Genomic DNA, 21,160 nt, shown 5'->3' with positions numbered 1-21,160 from the left:
GGGAGGTTACGGCCGGCCGCCCGTACTGTCGACCTGGACCGGGGCGACCGCCGCCGGGCCGGTGGGTCAGCCCAGCTGGGGCAGCACCTCGGCGGCGACCAGCTCCAGGTGATCCAGGTCGGCGAGGTCGATGAACCGCAGGTGCACCCGGCTGGTACCGATCGCCGCGAACTCCCCGATCCGGTCCACCAGCTGGGCCGGCGAACCGATCACCGGGTCCTCCGGCGGCAGGGCGCTCTTCTCGTGCAGCGGCGCGGCGCGACGCTGCGCCTCGGCGTCGGTACGCCCGATCGCGATGACGATGCCGGCCGACATGGTCAGCGGCGGCCGGTCCTGCTCGGTGCGCCCGGTCCGGTGACAGGCCTCGGTCACCCGCTCGTAGGCCGCCGCGGTCTCGGCGACCGACTTGAACGGCATGTTGAACTCGTCGGCGAATTCGGCGGCCAGCTCCGGGGTCCGCTTCGGCCCCCGTCCGCCGATGATGATCGGCGGGCCGGCCGGCTGCGCCGGCTTCGGCAGTGCCGGAGCGTCGACCAGCTGGTAGTGGTCGCCGTGGAAGCTGAACTTGTCACCGACCGGGGTACGCCACAGGCCGGTGATCACCTTGAGCTGCTCGGCCAACCGGTCGAAGCGTTCCCCGACGGACGGGAACGGCAGCCCGTAGGCGGTGTGCTCCCGGGCGTACCAGCCGGCCCCGATGCCGAGGTCGACCCGGCCGCCGCTCATCTGGTCGACCTGGGCGACCATCACGGCGAGCGGCCCGGGCAGCCGGAAGGTCGCCGAGGTGACCAGCGTGCCGAGCCGGATCCGGGAGGTCTCCCGGGCCAGCGCGGCCAGGGTCAGCCAGGCGTCGGTCGGCCCCGGCAGCGCCAGCTCCTCGCCCATCGACTGGTAGTGGTCGGCCCGCAGGTAACCCTCGAACCCGGACTCCTCGGCGAGCCGGGCCAGCCGGAGCTGGTCGTCGTAGCTGGCGCCGCGGTGCGGCTCGGTGAACACGCTGACCCGCATGGTCAGTACCCTCCGATCCCGGCCGTCGCCGGTGCGTCGCGTTCCATCAGCACCTCGTGCAGTTCCGCACTGCACCGGGCGACGTCCTCGGTGTGCGCGTTGCGCCCCAGGCTGCGGGGGCGGGGAATGTCGATCGGCACGATCTTGCGGATTCGCCCTGGTCGAGGGCTCAGCACCACGACCCGGTCGGCGAGCAGCACGGCTTCGTCGATCGAGTGGGTGACGAAGACGATGGTCGCCGCGCGTTCCATGTGGATCCGTTGCAGTTCGACGGAGAGTTCTTCCCGGGTCAGCGCGTCCAGCGCCGAGAACGGCTCGTCCATCAGCAGCACCTGTGGTTCGGCCAGCAACGAGCGGCACAGCGACACCCGCTGCTGCATGCCGCCGGACAGCTCGTGCGGCAGCCGCTTGTCGAATCCGGCCAGCCCGACCATCTCCAGCAGTTCCATGGCTTTCGCCCGGTGCTGCCTGCGACGCAGCCCGAAAATCTCCGCCGGCAGCAGGACATTGTCCAGCACTGATCGCCAGGGCAGCAGGGCCGGACGTTGGAAGAGCATCGCGATGTCCCGGCGTGGTTTGACCACCTGCTCGCCACCGACGGTGATTTCGCCGGCGGTCGTCGGGAGCAGCCCGGCGATGAGTCTGAGCAGGGTGGACTTGCCGCAGCCGGATCGACCGACGACCGCGACGAACTCACCGGCGGTCACCGAGAGGTCGATGCCGCGCAGTGCTTCCACTGTGCCGGAGCGACCGGCGAACGTCCGCCCGACTCCGCTGAGCTGGATCATGGGGCCGGCAGCTCCCTCGTCCTGAGTCGATCAACAAGCGGGGGACAGAGTATCCGGATCGTGCCGGCCACGCACCACCCGCACGGTAAACACTTTTGATTGCGATCCAGGGTCCGCGATGCCCGGCTGTCGCATTGGTCAGGTTTCCCTCGTACTCTGTTGCCCGCGAAGTTTCCCAACGCGACCGCGGCACCGGTCCGGCCCCCACCGACCGGCTGCCGCGCCGGACCAACTACCCCCTCCGGTCGCCTCGACGACCTGCGGGTTCGTCGAGGGGCCGTCGGGTTGGAAAGGACACACGTTCATGACAAGGCTCACCCGTACGATCGCCGCCACGGCCCTCGCGGCGGCGCTCGCGGTCACTGCCGGCTGCAGCGCGGACGACGGTGACGAGGCGAATGCCGGTGGCACCGAGGAATTGAAGAAAGTGACGTACCTCACTTCCTTCGGTAACTTCGGTCGGGACTCCTACGCCTGGGTCGCCAAGGACAAGGGCTTCTTCGAGGAGGCCGGTTTCGACGTCGAGGTCAAGGCAGGAGCCGGCACCGGCGACAACATCAAGACCGTCGTCGCAGGACAGGCCCACTTCACGCCGATCGACATGACCGGCGGACTGCTGCAGTACGGCAACGGCGAGGCGAAGGACTTCGTCGTGGTCGCCGGCATCCAGCAGCGCACCATGGCCGCGATCATCGCGCTCGACGGCAGCGGCATCACCACCCCCAAGGACCTGGAGGGCAAGACGCTCGCCGACGCCCCCGGCTCGGTGGTGCGCAACCTGTTCCCGACGTACGCCTCGCTGGCCGGCATCGACGAGAGCAAGGTCGAGTGGGTCAACGGCGCCCCGCAGACCCTGATGGGCACCCTGGCCTCCGGTTCGGTGGACGGCATCGGTCAGTTCGTGGTCGGTAAGCCCACCGTGGAGACCGTCGCGCAGGGCAAGACCGCCGTGGTGCTGCCGTACAGCGACATCATGACCGACCTGTACGGCAACGTGCTGATCACCTCGACGGCGATCGCCGAGGAGGACCCGGAGATGGTGAAGCGCTTCAGCGCGGCACTGCTCAAGGGTCTGGAGTACAGCATCACCAACCCGGAGGAGGCCGGCGAGATCCTGGCCAAGAACGTGGAGGAGGCCAACCCGGCCGCCGCCGCCGCCGAACTGGAGCTGATGGCCGCCTTCGTGAAGTCGACCAGTTCCGGTGTGCCGGTCGGTGCGCTGGACAGCCAGCGGATCGCCCGCAGCATCGCGATCCTGCAGGGCGCCGGGGCGATCCCGCCGGGCCTGGAGCCGGAGCAGGTCGTCAACTTCGACCTGGCCCCGAACGCCGAATCCTGACCGACCTGGGTGCGGCGGGTGGGCCACCGGCGGGTGGCCCACCCGCCGCACCGGGCGGTTCGGCGAGCCTGAGGAGTGTGTCGATGACCGTACTCAAACCGGCGCAGGCGCCACCGGTACGCGCCGCGACCACCGCTGCGGTCCGCCGCCCCGCCGGCGGCCGGGTCGCCGCCGTCGGACTACCGCTGCTCGGCGTGGCCGTGACGGTGACCGCGTGGTGGCTCGTCACCAGCGTGTTCAACCTGGTGCACTCGGTGGTGCTGCCACCCCCGCAGGACGTGTACGCGGCGTTCTCCCTGCGGATGCCACGGCTGCTGGAACATGCCCTGGCGACCACCACGTCGACCGTCGTCGGGTTTGCGATCTCCACCGTCATCGGGGTGCTGATCGGACTGGCGCTGGCCGGTTCCCAGGTGGCCGAGCGGATGTTCGCTCCGCTGCTGGTGGCGCTCAACGCCGTACCGAAGATCGTGCTCGCCCCGCTGCTCGTGGTCACCCTCGGCTGGGGTCAGCAGTCGATCCTCACCATGGTCTTCCTGCTCTGCTTCTTCCCGATCGTGCTCTCCACGGTGACCGGCCTGACCTCGACCCCGGCCGACCTGGCCGAGCTGGCCCGGTCACTGGACGCGTCCCGCTGGCAGACCTTCCGCAAGATCCGGTTCCCGGCGGCATTGCCGCAGATCTTCGTCGGCCTGAAGGTCGCGATGCCGCTGGCGGCGATCGGCGCGGTGATCGGCGAGTTCCAGGCCGGTGAGGAAGGGCTGGGCTACATGACCCTGCAGTTCAGCGGGATGGGCGAGAACTCCGCCGCCTGGGCGGCGATCGTGTTGATCGGGCTGATGAGCATTCTGCTCTACTTTGCGCTGGTCGGCTTCGAACGGCTGCTGCTGCCGTGGGTGCGGGAGACGACGTCCGCCCGCTGACGTCTGCCACCATGTCGTGCCCGCCCCGGACGTCGTGCGCCCGCCAGGATCTCCTGGCGGGCGCACGGGGCCGGGCCGTACCGGGGTGGTCAGCTGGCCAGCCGCCAGCGGCCACCCCGGGAGACCAGCATGGTCAGTGCCTGGGGCATCAGTCCGGAGTGGTTGTCCGGGGTCATCCGGATCGGCCCGGACAGCCCGTCGAACTGGGTGGTCTCCAGCACCTCACGGATGGCCTCCCGGTTGACCGAGCCGTCGCCGGTCGACCGGGCCACCGCGTCGGCGATCAGCTGGACCGCGTCGGCCGCGAACGAGGAGAACCCGTAGTAGCTGCCGAACCTTGCCGTGTAGTCGCGGAACCACTGCTTGCGGGCCGCCTTCGCCGGGGTGTTGGCGATCACGTCGTCAATCACCATGGTCTGGGTGAAGACCAGGTTGACGCCTTTGGTGCCGGTGGCGGAACCACCGGTCAGGAACAGGTCACCGGCGGCGGCGGCGTCGAAGAACAGCGGCCCCGGGTAGTCGGCCTGCGCGGCGCTGTCCGCCGCCAGCGCCGCCTGCTCGGCCGAGGTCCAGACCAGCAGCGCGCCCGGATTCTCGCCGGTCAACGGCTGCGCCAGGGTGGCGACTGCCTGGCTCACATCGGTGTCGGTGGTACGCACCTGTTCGGTGCCGACCAGGTTGATGTCGAGCTTGTCGAGTTCGGCGGTGATCACCCGCAGGCCGTCCCGGCCGTACTCGTCGTCGGTGTGCAGCAGGCTGGCCCGCTTGATGTTGCGGCGGCGCAGCTCATTGGCGACCGCGGCGGCGCTGTCCGCCGCGTTGGGGCCGAGTTTGAACAGGTAGCGACGCTCGTCGACCGGGGTGGCGACCGCGGTGGCCGGGGCCAGCGAGATGGTCGGCACCCGCTTGTCGTTGATCGTCCGGGCGGCGCCGACCGCACAGTCACTGCAACTGCCCATGATGATCGCGGTCACCGCGGAGTCGCCGGTGAAGTCGCCGATGTTGCGCAGCGACTCGCTCGGGTCGGAACGGTTGTCCCGGACGTCCAGCCGGATCGTCCGGTCGCCCAGCAGACCCGATTCGTTGATCTGCTCGACCTTCAGTTCGAGGGCTCGTTGGTAGCCCTTGCCGACGGTTGCGGCGGCACCGGACAGTTCCAGGTCGGCGGCGATGACGATCTCGCCGCCGTCCCCGCCGGCCGAGTCGCTGGCGAACTGGCAGCCGGTGAGCGAAGAGGCCAGCAATGTGGATGCGAGCGCCGTGAGTAGGGCGGAACGGGTGGGCCTCAAGTCAGTCCTCCAGGTACGCGGCGGATGCGCACCCGGTCGGTGGGCGGCGGCGCGGCTGAGCACGTCCTCAGTAGAAGTCGCGCCGACGGCATGCCGTACGGTGTGCGCGGAGCCTGCAAACTTGGGAAACCATGCCAATGGGCGGCGTTCTGGTCAAGCGCGCCGGTCGGGGCGTTTCCGGGACTGTCGTCCCACATGTTGGCAACGAGTACATGTTGCGAGCGTTGACTTTGGCGGGACAACTGACGGTGGAAGTTCTATCCGCGCTGATCAGGGCGGTGTGATGAAGATACTCTCGGGTAGCATCAGGGTGATTACGGGTCGTCCGACCGATTCCTGCCCCACTGAGGCTTCCCAAGCGGGTCCACTTCTGATGAAATCGCGGCCGTGCCGCATGCGGCGCTCACCGCTGCAGCAGGCATCGGTCGGCAGTCCGCGTGTGGAGATAGCGACGGAGGCGATGTCGTGAGGACCGGACCGACGACCCTGCCCGACAACGGCCCGCGGAAGCGCCGCGCGCCATTGCGTTGGGTACCGCGACTGAGGGATGCGCGGATCAGGTCCAAACTGGCCCTGATCCTGGTCGTTCCGCTGGCTGCGGTCGCCGCTCTGGCCACGGTACGGCTGGTCGACGTGGGACAGGGCGCAGTCGACGCGCGGATGGTGCGGTCGATGGCCGCACTCTCCGTCGACGTCTCGGCACTGGCTCAGGACGTCCACAAGGAGCGGATGGCTGCGGTGACCTTCCTCGCCGCCCGCGACGCCGACGCCGAGGCCTACAACATCCGGGTGCGCAGCACCGACGAGCGGATCGCGGCGTACGCCGCCGAACGCGACCGGGCCGGAAACGTGCCGGAGGCGGTGGAGCGGCAGCTGGTCGCCATCGACGACCACCTGGACACCTTGAACGCCACCCGCCAGGAGGTGCTCGACCGGCGGCAGATGCCGGTGCCGGAGGCAGTGCTGCGGTACGGCGTCATCCTGTCCGACCTGGCCTCCTACGGTGAGGTTCTCGGCCAGGTCTCCGGTGACGGCGAGGTGCCGGACAGTCTGCGTGCCGTCTCCGCCTTCGCCCGGGCCAAGCTGGCCACGGCCGAGGAGGAGGCGATCATTTTCGCGGCGCTGTCCACCGGCCGGCTGGACGAGGAGCAGTTCTCGTCGTACCTCGCCACGCTGACCAGCCAGCAGGAGGCGCTGCTGTCGTTCTCGCTGGCCGCGTCACCGTGGGAGCAGGAACTGGTCGACAGCAGCGTCACCGGTGACGCCGTCTTCCTCGCCGACCGGGTCGCCACCGAGATCACCCGTTCGGTGGGCCAGCGGGCTCCGATGAGCGCCGCCGAGGCGGCCCGGACCGTAGGCGCGGTCAACGACCTGATGCGGTGGGCCGAGATCCAGCTGGAGAACCGGCTGCTCGAGCGGGCCACCGAGGTGAGCACCAACGTCACCCGGCAGGCGATCATCGAGTCGATCGCGGTGCTGATCGTCCTGGTGCTGGCGATCGCCCTCGCGGTGGTCCTGGCCCGCTCGTTGAACGACTCGCTGCGCCGGCTGCGGGAAGGCGCCATGTCGGTGGCCAGCAAAGACCTTCCGGAGGCGGTGGCCAAGCTCCGCGACGTCAACGACCTGAACGACCGGGGTCCGGAGGAGATCGTCCGCAACCTCCGTGACCCGATCCGCCTGCCCAACCGCGACGAGGTCGGCCAGGTCGGCCAGGCGTTCAACGTGGTGCACCGGGAGGCGGTCCGGATCGCGGCCGAGCAGGCGGCGCTGCGGGCGAGCGTGTCGGCGATGTTCCTCTCCCTGGCCCGCCGAAGCCAGACGCTGGTCGACCGGATGATCGGCGAGCTCGACGCGATCGAGCGAGGCGAGGAGGACCCGAAGCGGCTCGCCCAGCTGTTCCAGCTCGACCACCTCGCCACCCGGATGCGCCGCAACGACGAGAACCTGCTGGTCCTGGCCGGTGCCGACTCGACGGCACCACGCCGGGAGGATGCGCTGCTGGTCGACGCGCTGCGGGCCGCGCAGTCCGAGGTGGAGCTCTACAACCGGATCGAGTTCGGCACCGTCGACACCGACATCCTGATCTCCGCGCATGCGGTCAACGACGTGGTACGTCTCGTCGCCGAGTTGCTCGACAACGCCACCCGGTTCTCGCCGCCGACCACCACGGTCGTCGCCGACGCCCGGCGGCTGCGCGACTACGTGCTGGTCCAGGTGGAGGACCGCGGGCTGGGGTTGTCCGAGGAGCAGTTCGACAATCTCAACCGGAGGCTCGCCGAGCCATCCACGGTCGACGTCTCGGCGTTCCGGCTGATGGGTCTCGCCGTGGTCAGCCGGCTGGCCGGCCGGTACGGCATCCGGGTCGAGCTGCGGCCCAACCCCGAGGGCGGCACCATTGCCCAGGCCACGCTGCCGAGCAGCATCCTGGTACTGCCGCAGCGCACCCGGGAGCCGGTGATGACGCGGGGACGACCGGCCATGGCGGCCGAGCCGATCTCCGCCGCGCCCACGTCGGGCGGGACCTGGTCGCCGATCTCGAGTCCGCCGGCGGCACCCGGCCGTACGGCGACCCTCACCGATCAGTGGCAGAACGCCCGGTCCTCACAGTGGAACGCGGTGGCTGGTGCCCCTACCGCCGCCTTCCCGGTGACCACCGGCGGGCAGTCGACGCCGGTCTCCGCCGCCCCGATCTCCGCGTCGCCGATGTCTGGCTCCCCGATGTCTGGCTCCCCGATGTCCGGGCCGCCGGCGGCCCCGGCCGCCGGCCCGGCCGCGCCGACGTACAACCCCGGGCTGCCGGCGTACCGTCCGGCGGCATCCGCCGCCCCGCCGGCTGCGGCACCGCCGGTGGCCAACGTCGGTACGCCGACCGTCGCCTACCCGACGGTGCGGCCGACGGGTGCCGGCGGCTACCCGGACCAGTCCGGGGTCATCCCGGCCACGATGCACCCGCTGGCCCCGGCGGTACGCCCCGGCGGCCAACTGCCGCACGGCCCGATGGCCGGCGGCTCCACTGGCGGCGGTGCGCCCGCCAACCCCGCCGCGCCCGCCAACCCCGGTGCGCGACCCGAGGACGCCGCCGAGATGCCCATCTTCCGGGAGATGGAGGCCGTCTGGTTCCGGTCACACGGCTCGGCCGAGACCACCGTCCTGCCGCTACCGACCGCCGGTCGCCCGCCGGCTGCCGGCGCGCCTGCGGCGGCGTACTCACCGGCACCCGCTCCGACCAGGACACCGCTGCCGGCCCGCAACCCGGGACAGTCGACTCCACAGCCGGCGGCGTACTCTGCTCCGGTGCAGCCGAACGCCGCACCACCACCCCCGGCCGCGCCACCGGCGCCCGCACCGTCCACTCCGGCCGGCGCGGCGACGTCGGCGCTGGGTGCCATCCCCCGGCAACGGACCGGCGACTCCGGCAGTTGGCGTACCGCCGCTGACGAGGGCTGGGCCCGGGCCAGCCAGGCAGCTGAGCCGGCGAACGCCGGCACCACCCGCTCTGGTCTGCCGAAGCGCCAGCCCCAGGCACAGCTGGTGCCGGGTGGCGTGGAGGCCAAGCAGGGCCGCGAGCCGACCCGGCGGACCCCGGACGAGGTCCGCGGCCTGCTGTCGGCATATCACCGTGGCGTGCAACGCGGCCGGACCGTCGGCAACGAGCAGTACCGCGCCACCTCAACCAAGGAGACCAGCGAATGAACAGGCCAGCAGCTATTCAGGACATGGGTTGGCTGCTCAGCAACTTTGCCGACAGCGTGGCGGGAATCGCCCACGTCGTGGCTGTCTCGGCAGACGGACTGCTGCTCGCCTCCTCGCGTGACCTGCCGGCGGACCGGGCCGACCAGTTGGCGGCGATCACCTCCGGTGTGGTCAGCCTCACCGACGGGGCGTCGCGGATGTTCAGCGCGGGTGGTGTGCTGCAGACGGTGATCGAGATGGACAGCGGGTACCTGTTCCTGATGTCCATCAGCGATGGATCGTCGATGGCGGTGCTCGCCGCCCGCAGTTGCGACGTCGGTCAGGTCGGGTACGAGATGGCGTTGCTGGTCGAGCGGGTCGGTGCCGCGCTGGTTCCGGCACCACGGGAGGCCGTGGGCGGCCGACCCTGATCCGAGGCTGAAGTTCCGCAGCGACACAAGGGACCGTCACCGATGACGTGCCAGCAGACCCACGAGGAGGTGACCGCTCAATGGGCCAACCACGACAGGACCCGCGCGGAGCGCTGGTCCGCCCCTACGCGGTCACCCGCGGGCGTACCGAGCCACGGCAGCACATCGCACTGGAAGCGGTGCTGGTGGCCTCGGCGGCAGCGGTCACCGAGTCTCGTTTCGCCGGGCACGACAAGCATCGAATCGCCACGATCTGCGACAACCGTGCCCAGTCACTGGCGGAGATCGCCGCGTACACCCGGCTCCCGCTGGGCGTCGCACGGGTCCTCGTCGCCGACATGGTCGCCGACGGCCTGCTGGCGTTGCACAGCACCGCTCCGACCGAGACAGAGGGCTACGAGGAGCGGATGGAACTTCTTGAGAGGGTGCTAAGTGGACTTCGCAGGCTATGACCGTCCCGGCGTCCGCCGGGACAAGGGAATCACCTCGGCGAAGATCGTCATCGCCGGTGGATTCGGGGTGGGCAAGACCACCATGGTCGGCGCGGTCTCCGAGATCACGCCGCTGACCACCGAGGCGCTGATGACCTCGGCCGGTGTCGGCATCGACGATCCGTCAAAGGTCCCCGGCAAGGAGACCACCACGGTGGCGATGGACTTCGGCCGGATCACCATGGCCGACGACCTGATTCTCTATCTGTTCGGCACACCCGGACAGACCCGGTTCTGGTTCATGTGGGACGAGATCATCCGCGGTGCGGTCGGTGCCGCAGTGCTGGTGGACACCCGCCGGATCACCGACGCCTTCGCCCCGCTGGACTACTTCGAGAACCGGCAGCTGCCGTACCTCGTGGCGTTGAACTGCTTCGACGGCGCGCCACAGTACGAGCCGGAGGAGGTGCGGGAGGCGCTGGCCATCGCGCCGCACGTGCCGCTGGTGATGTGCGACGCCCGCAGCCGGGACTCGACGAAGAGTGTGCTGGTCAATGTCGTCGAGCATGCCATGGCGACGCTGCGCGCCGAGCACGGCCGGGGGTATCCGACCCCGGTCGGCTGACGGCACGACCCCGGTCGGCTGACCGCATGGGAAACGGCCGGCGGCGCAGCGCGCCGCCGGCCGGCGTGGCCTGGCTCAGTCGATCGGCAGCCGGTAGCCGCGTTTGACCACGGTCTGGATCACCCCGGGCGTGCCCAGCCCGGCCCGGAGCCGGGCCACCGCCATCTCGACGGCGTGCTCGTCGGCACCCCGGGGCAGGGTGCGCAGCAGCGCGGCCCGGGACAGCACCCGCCCCGGGGTCTGCGCCAGCGCGCGCAGCACCGCCATCGGTGCCGGCGCCAACGGGCGCAGCTCACCGTCGACGACTGCGGCGTGTCCGCGCAGGGTGAGCAGGTGTCCGCCGACCTTCAGGTTTACCGCCCGGCGGGGCAACTCGTCGACGATGGTCCGGACCAGCGCCCCGAGCCGGGCCCGGGCCGGTGCGGTCACCGGCACCCCGTGCCGGCGCAGCGGTGCCGCGGTGACCGGCCCGACGCAGGCGGCCAGTACGTCGGTCCGCATCGCCTCGAGCACCGCGTCGGCGTTGGGTCCGGCGGCGCGCAGCAGCGCTCCGACCGCCGGCGCGGAGGTGAAGGTGACCGCGTCGACGAGCCGGCCGGCGACCAGGTCGACCAGCCGGTGCAGCGGAGCCGGGTCGGTCGGTGGCGCCCACCGGTACACCGGCACCTCGATCACGGTGGCACCGGCCGCCTCGAGCGCCGCCGAACACTCCGGTTGCCGTTCCCCGTGCAACTGCATCGCGATCACCTGGCCGGCCACGCCGCGGGCCCGTAGATGGTCGGTGACCTCGTCACAGCTCTCCGACGCGGGTGACCACTGGTCGTGCAGGCCGGCGGCGCGGATCGCACCCCGGGCCTTGGGACCGCGGGCCACGATGTAGGCACCGCCGAGCACCGCCCGCAGCGGCTCGGCCAGGCCCCACCCCTCCGCGGCCTCCAGCCAACCCCGCATGCCGATGCCGGTGTTGGCGATCAGCACGTCCGGCGGATTGTCCAGGCAGGCCCGGGTCGACGCGCGCAGTTCGGTGTCGTCGGCCAGCGGCACGATCCGCAGCGCCGGGGCGAGCACCACCCGGGCACCCCGCCGCTCCAGCAGTGCGGCCAGCTCGTCGCGCCGCCGGTCGGCGGTGACCCCGATGGTGAATCCGGACAGCTCGTCGGACATCACTGGTCCTGCCGCCGACCGAGCACCTCGATCAGCCCGTCCCGACAGCGCACCCGGTAGGTCGGCACGGCGACGCCCGGCAGATCCAGACATTCGCCGGTACGCAGGTCGTAGACCTGCTTGTGCAGTGGTGACGCCACGGTCGGGACGTCCCCTCGGGTACCGACGATGCCCCGGGACATGACGTGGGCGCCGGCCACCGGGTCCTGGTTGCCGATCGCGTACAACGTCCCGTCGTAGGTCCGGAAGACCGCCACCTGCTCGCCGTCGACCAGTGCGGCCACGCCCCGCTCCGGCTCCACCCGGGAGTACGGGCACACCGGTGTCCACCGGGCGGTGACGTTGACTGTCTGCACACTCATCGGCGTACCTCCAGGGTTGTCGGGAGACCGAGCGCGACGGGCCGGCGCTCGCCCAGGGCCGGCACCGGCTGGCCCCGCTCGACCTCGAAGGTGATCGACGGATCCGGGGTGTCGGGTGCGTTGACGAAGGAGGCGAAGCGGCGCAGCCGCTCCGGGTCGTCGATCGTGTCCCGCCACTCGTCCGAGTAGGATTCGACGTGGCGGGCCATCGCCTCGTCCAGCTCGGCCGCCAGCCCGAGCGAGTCGTCGACGATCACCGATCGCAGGTGGTCCAGGCCGCCGTCCATCGCCTCGATCCAGGCCGCGGTGCGTTGCAGTCGGTCGGCGGTGCGGATGTAGAACATCAGGAACCGGTCGATGGTACGGACGAGCTCCTCGGTGGACAGATCGCTGGCGAACAGCTCGGCGTGCCGGGGACGGAAGCCGCCGTTGCCGCCGACGTAGAGGTTCCAGCCGACGTCGGTGGCGATGATGCCGAAGTCCTTGCTGCGCGCCTCGGCGCACTCCCGGGCGCAGCCGGAGACCGCAGACTTGATCTTGTGCGGGGCGCGCAACCCCCGGTAGCGCAGCTCCAGGGCGACCGCCAGGCCGACCGAGTCCTGTACGCCGTAGCGGCACCAGGTGGATCCGACGCAGGACTTCACCGTCCGCAGCGCCTTGCCGTAGGCGTGACCGGACTCGAAGCCGGCGTCGACCAGCCGCCGCCAGATCTTCGGCAGCTGCTCGACCCGGGCGCCGAACAGGTCGATCCGCTGCCCGCCGGTGATCTTCGTGTAGAGGTTGAAGTCCCGGGCCACCTCGCCGATCACGATCAGCTTCTCCGGGGTGATCTCCCCGCCGGGGATCCGCGGCACCACCGAGTAGGTGCCGTCGCGCTGGATGTTGGCCAGGAAGTGGTCGTTGGTGTCCTGCAGGGTGGCCTGCTCGCCGTCGAGCACGTAGCCGTTGCCGAGCGAGGCGAGGATCGAGGCGACCACCGGCTTGCAGATGTCGCAGCCCCGGCCCCGACCGTGCTCGGCGACCAGCTGGGAGAAGGTCCGGATACCGCGTACCCGGACGATGTCGAACAGCTCCTGGCGGCTGTGGTCGAAGTGTTCGCACAGCGCGGTGGACTGGGTCACCCCGGCGACGGACAGCAACTGCTTGAGCATCGGTACGCAGGACCCGCAGCTGGTGCCGGCCCGGGTGCACGCCTTGATCCCGGCGACGTCGGTGCAGCCTTCGCCGATCGCACCGAGGATCTGGTCCTTGGTGACCGCGTTGCAGGAGCAGACCTGGGCGCTGCCGGGCAGCGCGTCGATGCCGGCCCCGCCGACGGCCCCGTCGGAACCGGCCGGGGCGAGCAGCGCCAGCGGCGGGCCGGGCAGCGGCCCGCCGACGCTGGCCCGCAGCGTCGGGTACGCCGTCGCGTCGCCGACCAGCACCCCGCCGAGCAGGGTGCGCGCGTCGTCGGAGAGCACCAGCTTGGCGTAGACCCGGGTGGCCGGGTCGGTGAACGTCACGTCCAGACAGTCGGTGGTGGTGCCGTGCGCGTCACCGAACGACGCCACGTCCACCCCGAGCAGTTTGAGCTTCGTGGAGGTGTCCGCGCCGGGGAAGGCGGCGGTGCCGCCGAGCAGCCGGTCGGCGACCACCTCGGCCATCGCGTAGCCGGGGGCGACCAGCCCGTAGCAGCGGCCCGGCTCGCCGTCGACGCTGACCGCGGCGCATTCCCCGACCGCCCAGATGTGCGGGTCACTGGTCCGGCAGGTGGCGTCGACGGTCACCCCGCCGCGTTCGCCGACGGCCAGCCCGGCGGCGCGGGCCAGGTCGTCGCGGGGCCGGATGCCGGCGGCGACCACCACCAGGTCGGTCTCCAGTTGGGTGCCGTCGGTGAGGGCGACTCCGTGCGGGGTGCCGTCCGGCCCGGTGCGGATCGCCGACGTCGCGGTCCCCAGGTGTACGTCGACGCCGAGGTCCTCGACGTAGCGGCGCAGCATCGCCCCGCCAGCCTCGTCGACCTGGACCGGCATCAACCGGGGCGCGAACTCCACCACGTGGGTACGCAGGCCGAGCAGCCGCAGCGCGTTGGCGGCCTCCAGGCCGAGCAGGCCGCCGCCGATCACCGTACCGACCCGTCGGCCGGCGGCCGGATCGGTGGCGAAGGCGCGGATGGCGACCAGGTCGTCCAACGTCCGGTAGACGAACACCCCGTCGCGCAGGCCGCCGCCGCTGGCACCGTCGGCGGGTCGGTGCGCGCCGTCGATCGGCGGGACGAACGGGTACGAGCCGGTGGCCAGCACCAGCGCGTCGTAGCCGTACTCGCCGTGGTCGGTGACGACCACCCGGCGGTCCCGGTCGATGCGCCGGGCCGGCTCGGCCAGCCGCAGGTCCACCCCGTCGTCCGGGGTGTGCACGCTCAACTCGTCCGGCCCGACACCGTCGAAGAAGGCCGACAACCGGACCCGGTCGTACGCCGGCCGCGACTCCTCGGCGAGCACCGTGACCTGCCATCCGCCCCCGGCGTCGCGGGAGCGGACCGCTTCGACCAGGCGCTGCCCGACCATGCCGTTGCCGATGACGATCAACCGGTTCATGTCGGTACCTCCACGTCGGAATCCACAGATGAGAGCCAGTCGACGATGCCGGTGACCGCGTCGGTGCAGCTGCCGCAGCCGGTGGTGGCCCGGGTGGCGGCGACCACCTCGGCGACCGACCGGGCACCGGCGCGCCAGCAGCGCACCAGCGCGCCCTTGCTGACCGTGTTGCACTGGCAGACGGTCGCCGAGTCCGGCATCAGCGCCGGACTGGTGGCCGGTGCCGCGACGGTGCCGCCGACCGCCCGGCCGAGCAGCAGCGCCCGCCGGTCGGTCGGCACCGGACCGCCCCGGTCGAACAACTGGATGACGGTGCCGACGGCCGGGTTGTCGCCGAGCATGATCGCCCCGGTCAGCCGGTCGTCGCGGATCAGCAGCCGGGCGTACGTGCCACGGGCCGGGTCGGCGAAGCTGAGCTCCTCGGTCTGCCCGTCGGCGCCCGGGCGGGTGTCACCCATCGCCGCGAGGTCGATGCCGGCGGCCTTGAGCCGGGTCACCGTCGGCAGTGGCCGGTAGCGGGCACCCGGGTCGTCGCCGGCCAGCACCCGGGCCAGCACCCGGGCCTGTTCCCAGGCCGGGGCGACCAGCCCGGTGACCACTCCGTCGTGTTCGGCGCAGTCACCGATCGCCCAGATCCGTGGGTCGCTGGTGGCCATCCGGTCGTCGACCACGACGCCGCGTCCGACCCGCAGTCCGGCCCGCCGGGCCAGGTCGGTGTCCGGCCGGACCCCGCAGGCCAGCACCAGCAGGTCGGCACCCAGCTCCCGGCCGTCGCCGAGTCGCAGCCGTACCCCGTCGGCGGTGGCGGTGAAGGACTCGGCGGCGGCGGCCAGCTCGGTGCCGACGCCGAGGCCGGAGAGGGTACGGGCGAGCACCGCGCTGGCGGTCGCGTCGAGTTGGCGCTCCATCAGCTGGCCGACCTTGTGCACCACCCGCACGTCCAGGCCACGGGCGGCGAGTCCACGGGCGGCTTCCAGCCCGAGCAGGCCGCCGCCGAGGACCAGGGCGGTGCGGGCGTCGGCGGCGGTGGAGAGGATCCGCCGGCAGTCGTCGAGGGTCCGGAACACCGCGACCCGGCCCGGCAGCCCGGCCGGGTCGTCGGTGCCGGTCAGGCCGGGCAGGTCGGGGACCACGGCCCGGCTGCCGGTGGCGAGCACCAGGTGGTCGTACTCGGTGGCGGTGCCGTCGGCGGTGCGCACCGTCCGGGTGGCCGGCTCGATCGCGGTCACCGCCAGCCCGGCCCGTACGTCGATGCCGTGCCCGGCGGCCTCGGTGAGCGTCACGTCCAGCTCGTCGGCCCGGCCGGCGAGCAGGTTCGACAGCATGATCCGGTTGTACGCCCGGTGCCGCTCCGCCCCGTACACAGTGATCTTGTAGTCGCCGCGCCGGGCGTGCAGTTCGGCGGCGAGCCGGGCACCGGCCATGCCGTGGCCGACGATGACGATACGGTTCACGCTCGCTCCACCCTGACCGCACAGATCTTGAACTCGGGCATCCGGGATGTCGGGTCCAACGCGTCGTTGGTGACCGAGTTGATCCGCCCCGCGCCGCCCCAGTGGAACGGGGCGAACACGGTGTCCGGGCGGATCGACTCGGTCAGTCGGGCCGGGGCGCGCATCTCGCCGCGCCGGCTGGTCACCGTGACCGGGTCGCCGTCGGCGACGCCGAGCCGGGCGGCCAGGTCCGGGTGCAGCTCCACGAAGGGTTCCGGGGCGGCGCCGCGCAGCGGCGCGATCCGGCGGGTCTGCGCACCGGACTGGTACTGGGCCAGCACCCGGCCGGTGGTCAGGTAGAGCGGATAGTCGGCGCACACCTCCTCGGCGGCGGCCCGGTGCTCCACCGGCACGAACCGGGCCCGCCCGTCCGGGGTGGCGAACCGTTCGGTGAACATCCGTGGGGTGTCCGGCCGGTCCGGGTCCGGGCAGGGCCAGAAGACGCCGTCGGCGGCGTCGATCCGCTCCCAGGTCACCCCGGCGTAGTCGGCGACGCCACCGGCTGAGGCCCGGCGCAGCTCGGTGAAGACCTCGGCGGGGTCGGCCGGGAACTGTCCGGCCGGGCAGCCGAGCCGCTGCGCCAGGTCGGCGAGGACGGCCAGGTCGGTGCGGACACCGGGCGGGGGCGGCCGTAGCGCGTGCCGGCGCAGCACCCGTCCCTCCAGGTTGGTCATCGTTCCGTCCTCTTCGGCCCACTGGGCGGTGGGCAGCACCACGTCGGCCATCGCTGCCGTCTCGGACAACACGAAGTCGGCGACGACCAGTAGGTCCAGATCGGCCAGTCGCCGCTGGACCCGGCCGGCGCGGGGGGCGGAGACCACCGGGTTGGAGCCGAAGACCAGCAACGCCTTCGGCCCGGTCGGGGTGCCGAGCGCGTCCAGCAGTTCGTACGCGGACACCCCCGGCCCGGGCAGGTCGGCCGGGTCGATGCCCCACACCCCGGCCACGTGCGCCCGCGCCGCCGGGTCGTCGATGCGCCGGTAGCCGGGCAGCTGGTCGGCCTTCTGGCCGTGCTCCCGGCCGCCCTGGCCGTTGCCCTGGCCGGTCAGGCAGCCGTATCCGGATCCGGGCCGGCCGGGCAGCCCGAGGGCGAGCGCCAGGTTGACGTACGCGCTGACCGTGTCGACGCCCTTGGCGTGCTGCTCGGCCCCGCGCGCGGTGAGGATGACGACCTTCGCGGGCGGGGCGTCGGTCGTGCGTCGGTCGCCGCCGGCCAGCGCCCGCGCCGCCGCCTCCAGATCGCCGATCGGTACGCCGGTGAGCCGTTCCACCCGGGCCGGCCAGTAGCCGGCGACGGTGGCCCGGACGGTGTCGAAGCCGGTGGTCCGCTCGGCGACGTAGGTCTGGTCCACCCAGCCCTCCCGTAGCGCGACGTGCAGCAGCGCGTTGGCCACCGCGAGGTCGGTGCCGGGGGTGGGTTGCAGGTGCAGGTCGGCCAGCCGGGCGGTGGCGGTGCGGCGGGGGTCGATCACGATCAACGTACCGCCACGCTGTTTCAGCTCGGTCAGGTAGCGGGCGAACGGCGGCATCGTCTCGGCCACGTTCGCGCCGACCAGCAGCAGCGTGTCGGCGGTGCCGACGTCGGCCATCGGGAACGGCAGGCCGCGGTCGACGCCGAAGGCCCGGATCCCGGCGGCGGCCGCCGAGGACATGCAGAACCGGCCGTTGTAGTCGATGTTGCGGGTGCGCAGCGCGACCCGGGCGAACTTGCCCAGCGCGTACGCCTTCTCGTTGGTGAGCCCGCCGCCGCCGAACATCGCGACCGCGTCGCGGCCGTGCGCGCGCTGGATGCCGGTGACGCCGTCGACGATCCGGTCCAGCGCCTCCGGCCAGCTGACCGGCCGCAGCTCGGCCCCTGGTCGGTCGCGGACCAGCGGGGTGGTCAGCCGCTGCGGGTGGTCGAGCAGCTCGGCGGCGGTCCAGCCCTTCTGGCAGAGTCCGCCCTGGTTGGTGGGAAACTGCCGGGGGAGCACCTGCACGCCGCCGTCGGCCGTGGCGCGCAGCCGCATCCCGCACTGCAGGGCGCAGTACGGGCAGTGGGTGGCCACGGTCCGGTCGACGGATTCGCCGGTCGGCCCGATGGTCACCTGCACACTGCCTGGCATGTGCGAAGCGTGCCGGGGGGCGATTTCGCCTCGACGTCCCGATTGTTTCCAGCCTGCTAAGAGCAGCTCACACGGGCTGTTGTCAGAGGGTTAGCTGGCCCATCTGGTGGGACCTCCGGCGTACCGGTGCCGACCAGCCGTTTTGACCGGCGTGCCGGGCAGCGGGTATCGTCGCCTGCTGTTGTGCGACAACCGAGGGGCGTCCCTCGCCAGACCCGTCACCGTCCCAGGTCACCGTCCGTGGATGCAGCTCACCGTCTGCGGGAGGCCCCGTCCGATGGTGCCAGGTCAGCCGGGGTATGCTTGTCGTTCGCGCGCGCGTTCTCTGCCAGGTCGCCCGGTTCCGGGTCGCCCCGACGGCCCGCGCGTTACCTGACGACCGACGCGCGACCCCAGACCGACGACGAGACAAGGTAGACCTGTGCGTACGTACAGCCCGAAGCCGGGTGAGATCGAGCGTCAGTGGCATGTGATCGACGCCTCTGACGTCGTGCTGGGCCGCCTGGCCACCCACGCCGCCACGCTGCTGCGCGGCAAGCACAAGCCGACTTTCGCGCCGCATGTCGACACCGGTGACTTCGTCATCGTCGTCAACGCCGGCAAGGTGGCGTTGACCGGCAACAAGCGGCACACCAAGGTGGCCTACCGGCACTCCGGTTACCCCGGCGGGCTGAAGCAGGTCGGCTACGACGAGCTGCTGGCCAAGCGCCCCGAGCGGGCGATCGAGCTGGCCGTCAAGGGCATGTTGCCGCACAACAAGCTCGGTGCCAAGCTGATCCGCAAGCTCAAGGTCTACGCCGGCGCCGAGCACCCGCACGGCGCGCAGCAGCCGGTGCCGTTCGAGATCAAGCAGATCGCGCAGTGAGCGCGGGCGAAGGAACCAGCATGACCGACACCACCGAGGCCAGCTCGGTCGCCGTTGCCGAGACCGAGCCGGCCACCGCCGTGACGCCCGCGCCAGTGGTGCGCGCGCCGCGCGGCGAGCGCCCGATCCAGACCGTCGGGCGGCGCAAGGAAGCCATCGTCCGGGTGCGGATCGTCCCCGGTTCCGGCAAGATCACCTGCAACGGTCGCGAGCTCGAGGAGTACTTCCCGAGCAAGGTGCACCAGCAGTTGATCCGGGAGCCGCTGGGGACGGCCGAGAAGGCCGAGGCGTTCGACGTGATCGCCAACCTGCGCGGCGGCGGCATCACCGGCCAGGCGGGTGCGCTGCGGCTGGGCATCGCCCGGGCGCTGTGCGCCAACGACGGCGACGACCGTCCGGCGCTGAAGAAGGCGGGTTTCCTCACCCGCGACGACCGGGTCAAGGAAAGCAAGAAGTACGGCCTGAAGAAGGCCCGCAAGGCTCCGCAGTACTCGAAGCGCTAGTCCGACACGGCTGAACGGGCGGCTGGGACACCTCCTTCGTGGGGTTTCTCAGCCGTCCGTGCTTTTTTGTCTAGTTGATGCGGATTCTTCCGTTCATCGGCAGTATCTTCATCGGTTGCCGGCCCGCTCGCCATCGCGGCGGGCGGATTCGTACCCCCGGCGGGGCGGCGGAGCGGCACCGTTAGCGGGACCATCGGAGGATGACAGGTATGGCGCGGCTGTTCGGCACCGATGGCGTACGTGGGCGGGCCAACGCCGATCTCACCCCGGAGTTGGCGCTGGCGGTCGCGGTCGCCGCCGCGCACACCCTGGCCGAGCGGGATCCGAGCCGTCAGCCGTTGGCCGTGGTCGGCCGCGACCCGCGGGCCAGCGGCGAGATGCTGGAGGCCGCCGTGGTGGCCGGGCTGACCAGCGCCGGCGCGAACGTGCTACGGGTCGGCGTGCTACCGACCCCCGGCGTCGCGTTCCTGGTCGGGGAGACCAAGGCCGACTTCGGGGTGATGCTCTCCGCGTCGCACAACCCGATGCCGGACAACGGGATCAAGCTGTTCGCCGCCGGCGGGCACAAACTGCCGGACGACCTCGAAATGAAGATCGAAGCCGCGATCGGCGCGGCGATCGAGGGCGACGGGTCCACCGGACGACGGCGGCCCACCGGGGCCGGCATCGGCCGGGTGAGCGACCTGCTGGACGGGGCCGAGCACTACGTCGGGCACCTGGTCGGCACGGTCGACCACCGGCTCGACGGGCTGCGGGTGGTGGTCGACTGCGCGAACGGCGCGGCGGCCGAGGTCGGTCCGGTCGCCTACCGGGAGGCCGGCGCGGAGGTCATCGCGATCAACGCCGAGCCGAACGGGCTCAACATCAACGACGGTTGCGGGTCGACCCACCTCGACGTGGTCCGGGCCGCCGTCGGTGAACACGGCGCCGACCTGGGGCTGGCCCACGACGGTGACGCCGACCGGTGCCTGGCGGTGACCGCCGACGGCACCGAGGTGGACGGCGACGAGATCATGGCGATCCTGGCGCTGGCCATGCGCGACGCCGGCACGTTGATCGCCGACACCCTGGTGGCCACCGTGATGAGCAACCTCGGACTGCGGCTGGCCATGTCCCGGGAGGGCATCAAGCTGGTCGAGACCAAGGTCGGCGACCGGTACGTGCTGGAGGAGCTGCGGGCCAGCGGGCTGGCGCTGGGCGGCGAGCAGAGCGGGCACATCGTGATGCCCAGCTACGCCACCACCGGCGACGGGGTGCTCACCGGGCTGCAGCTGATGTCCCGGATGGCGGCCACCGGATCCTCGCTGGCCGACCTGGCGGCCGCCGTCACCAAGCTGCCCCAGGTGCTGATCAACGTGCCGGTCGGCGACCGGGTCGCCGGCGCCGGCGACCCGGCGGTGCGGGCCGCCGCCGAGCGGGCCGAAGCCGAGCTGGGCGGCACCGGGCGGGTGCTGCTGCGCCCGTCCGGCACCGAGCCGCTGGTCCGGGTGATGGTCGAGGCGGCGACGGTGGAGACCGCCAGGTCGGTCGCCGAGCGGATCGCCGCCGCCGTCCGCGCGGCCAGCCCGGCCTGAATCCCGTCCGGC

General features: G+C 71.8%; 17 protein-coding genes. 9 read left to right on the top strand and 8 right to left on the bottom strand.

Annotated features, from left to right (window positions below; all coding sequences use genetic code 11):
• Positions 1 to 66 precede the first annotated feature (66 nt).
• Both EDC02_RS32960 and EDC02_RS32955 read right to left on the bottom strand, forming a co-directional pair.
• A complete protein-coding gene (locus tag EDC02_RS32960; RefSeq protein ID WP_123606109.1) occupies positions 67 to 1,008 on the bottom strand; it encodes an LLM class F420-dependent oxidoreductase in 942 nt (313 codons plus the stop codon).
• A gap of 2 nt (positions 1,009 to 1,010) precedes the next feature.
• Positions 1,011 to 1,796 carry an ABC transporter ATP-binding protein gene (locus tag EDC02_RS32955; RefSeq protein WP_123606108.1) on the bottom strand — a complete coding sequence of 262 codons (786 nt, stop codon included), beginning with the start codon at positions 1,794 to 1,796 and terminating at the stop codon, positions 1,011 to 1,013.
• A 304-nt stretch (positions 1,797 to 2,100) separates the two neighbouring features.
• Between EDC02_RS32955 and EDC02_RS32950 the strand changes: the two genes are divergently transcribed.
• Both EDC02_RS32950 and EDC02_RS32945 read left to right on the top strand, forming a co-directional pair.
• On the top strand, positions 2,101 to 3,135 hold the full coding sequence (locus EDC02_RS32950; protein WP_123606107.1) for an ABC transporter substrate-binding protein: 1,035 nt from the start codon (positions 2,101 to 2,103) through the stop codon (positions 3,133 to 3,135).
• An 83-nt stretch (positions 3,136 to 3,218) separates the two neighbouring features.
• On the top strand, positions 3,219 to 4,058 hold the full coding sequence (locus tag EDC02_RS32945; protein WP_123606106.1) for an ABC transporter permease: 840 nt from the start codon (positions 3,219 to 3,221) through the stop codon (positions 4,056 to 4,058).
• Between the two features lie 89 nt (positions 4,059 to 4,147).
• Here the strand turns inward: EDC02_RS32945 and EDC02_RS32940 are convergent, their stop codons facing one another.
• Positions 4,148 to 5,347 carry an ABC transporter substrate-binding protein gene (locus EDC02_RS32940; protein WP_123606105.1) on the bottom strand — a complete coding sequence of 400 codons (1,200 nt, stop codon included), beginning with the start codon at positions 5,345 to 5,347 and terminating at the stop codon, positions 4,148 to 4,150.
• 465 nt (positions 5,348 to 5,812) lie between these two features.
• Here EDC02_RS32940 and EDC02_RS32935 point away from each other — a divergent pair, with 465 nt between their 5' ends.
• The 4 genes from EDC02_RS32935 to EDC02_RS32920 all read left to right on the top strand — a co-directional run bounded on the left by EDC02_RS32935 (position 5,813) and on the right by EDC02_RS32920 (position 10,506).
• A complete protein-coding gene (locus EDC02_RS32935) occupies positions 5,813 to 9,040 on the top strand; it encodes a nitrate- and nitrite sensing domain-containing protein (RefSeq protein WP_123606104.1) in 3,228 nt (1,075 codons plus the stop codon).
• Positions 9,037 to 9,450 carry a roadblock/LC7 domain-containing protein gene (locus tag EDC02_RS32930; RefSeq protein ID WP_123606103.1) on the top strand — a complete coding sequence of 138 codons (414 nt, stop codon included), beginning with the start codon at positions 9,037 to 9,039 and terminating at the stop codon, positions 9,448 to 9,450. Before EDC02_RS32935 ends, EDC02_RS32930 begins: the two co-directional genes overlap by 4 nt.
• 80 nt (positions 9,451 to 9,530) lie before the next feature.
• Complete coding sequence (locus tag EDC02_RS32925) at positions 9,531 to 9,902, top strand: DUF742 domain-containing protein (protein ID WP_123606102.1); 372 nt, start codon at positions 9,531 to 9,533, stop codon at positions 9,900 to 9,902.
• Positions 9,883 to 10,506 carry an ATP/GTP-binding protein gene (locus EDC02_RS32920; RefSeq protein ID WP_123606101.1) on the top strand — a complete coding sequence of 208 codons (624 nt, stop codon included), beginning with the start codon at positions 9,883 to 9,885 and terminating at the stop codon, positions 10,504 to 10,506. Before EDC02_RS32925 ends, EDC02_RS32920 begins: the two co-directional genes overlap by 20 nt.
• 75 nt (positions 10,507 to 10,581) lie before the next feature.
• Here EDC02_RS32920 and EDC02_RS32915 read toward each other — a convergent pair whose 3' ends face one another.
• From EDC02_RS32915 to EDC02_RS32895, 5 genes are read right to left on the bottom strand one after another with little or no spacing between them, the layout of a single operon-like run.
• Complete coding sequence (locus EDC02_RS32915; RefSeq protein WP_123606100.1) at positions 10,582 to 11,670, bottom strand: uroporphyrinogen-III synthase; 1,089 nt, start codon at positions 11,668 to 11,670, stop codon at positions 10,582 to 10,584.
• A complete protein-coding gene (nirD, locus tag EDC02_RS32910) occupies positions 11,670 to 12,032 on the bottom strand; it encodes a nitrite reductase small subunit NirD (RefSeq protein WP_123606099.1) in 363 nt (120 codons plus the stop codon). Before nirD ends, EDC02_RS32915 begins: the two co-directional genes overlap by 1 nt.
• Positions 12,029 to 14,608 carry a nitrite reductase large subunit NirB gene (gene nirB, locus EDC02_RS32905; protein WP_123606098.1) on the bottom strand — a complete coding sequence of 860 codons (2,580 nt, stop codon included), beginning with the start codon at positions 14,606 to 14,608 and terminating at the stop codon, positions 12,029 to 12,031. The genes nirD and nirB overlap by 4 nt, the downstream gene beginning before the upstream one ends.
• Positions 14,605 to 16,062, bottom strand: coding sequence for an FAD-dependent oxidoreductase (locus EDC02_RS32900; protein ID WP_123606097.1), 1,458 nt, complete (start codon positions 16,060 to 16,062; stop codon positions 14,605 to 14,607). The genes nirB and EDC02_RS32900 overlap by 4 nt, the downstream gene beginning before the upstream one ends.
• Entirely contained in the window at positions 16,059 to 18,206 is a 2,148-nt protein-coding gene (locus EDC02_RS32895; RefSeq protein WP_123606096.1) for a molybdopterin oxidoreductase family protein, read from the bottom strand. Before EDC02_RS32895 ends, EDC02_RS32900 begins: the two co-directional genes overlap by 4 nt.
• A 421-nt stretch (positions 18,207 to 18,627) precedes the next feature.
• On the opposite strand from EDC02_RS32895, the gene rplM reads away from it, so the two are divergent.
• From rplM to glmM, 3 genes are all read left to right on the top strand, one after another.
• Positions 18,628 to 19,071 carry a 50S ribosomal protein L13 gene (gene rplM / locus EDC02_RS32890; protein ID WP_123606095.1) on the top strand — a complete coding sequence of 148 codons (444 nt, stop codon included), beginning with the start codon at positions 18,628 to 18,630 and terminating at the stop codon, positions 19,069 to 19,071.
• Positions 19,072 to 19,091: 20 nt separating this feature from the next.
• Positions 19,092 to 19,574, top strand: a complete 483-nt coding sequence (gene rpsI, locus EDC02_RS32885; RefSeq protein WP_123607338.1) for a 30S ribosomal protein S9 — start codon at positions 19,092 to 19,094, stop codon at positions 19,572 to 19,574.
• A 209-nt stretch (positions 19,575 to 19,783) separates the two neighbouring features.
• Positions 19,784 to 21,148, top strand: coding sequence for a phosphoglucosamine mutase (glmM, locus tag EDC02_RS32880; protein ID WP_123606094.1), 1,365 nt, complete (start codon positions 19,784 to 19,786; stop codon positions 21,146 to 21,148).
• The last annotated feature ends 12 nt before the right edge of the window (positions 21,149 to 21,160 follow it).

Source organism: Micromonospora sp. Llam0 (assembly GCF_003751085.1).
Taxonomy (GTDB): domain Bacteria; phylum Actinomycetota; class Actinomycetes; order Mycobacteriales; family Micromonosporaceae; genus Micromonospora_E.
The sequence above is the reverse complement of the archived record's forward strand: the minus strand, read 5'-3'. Positions and strand labels throughout refer to the sequence as shown.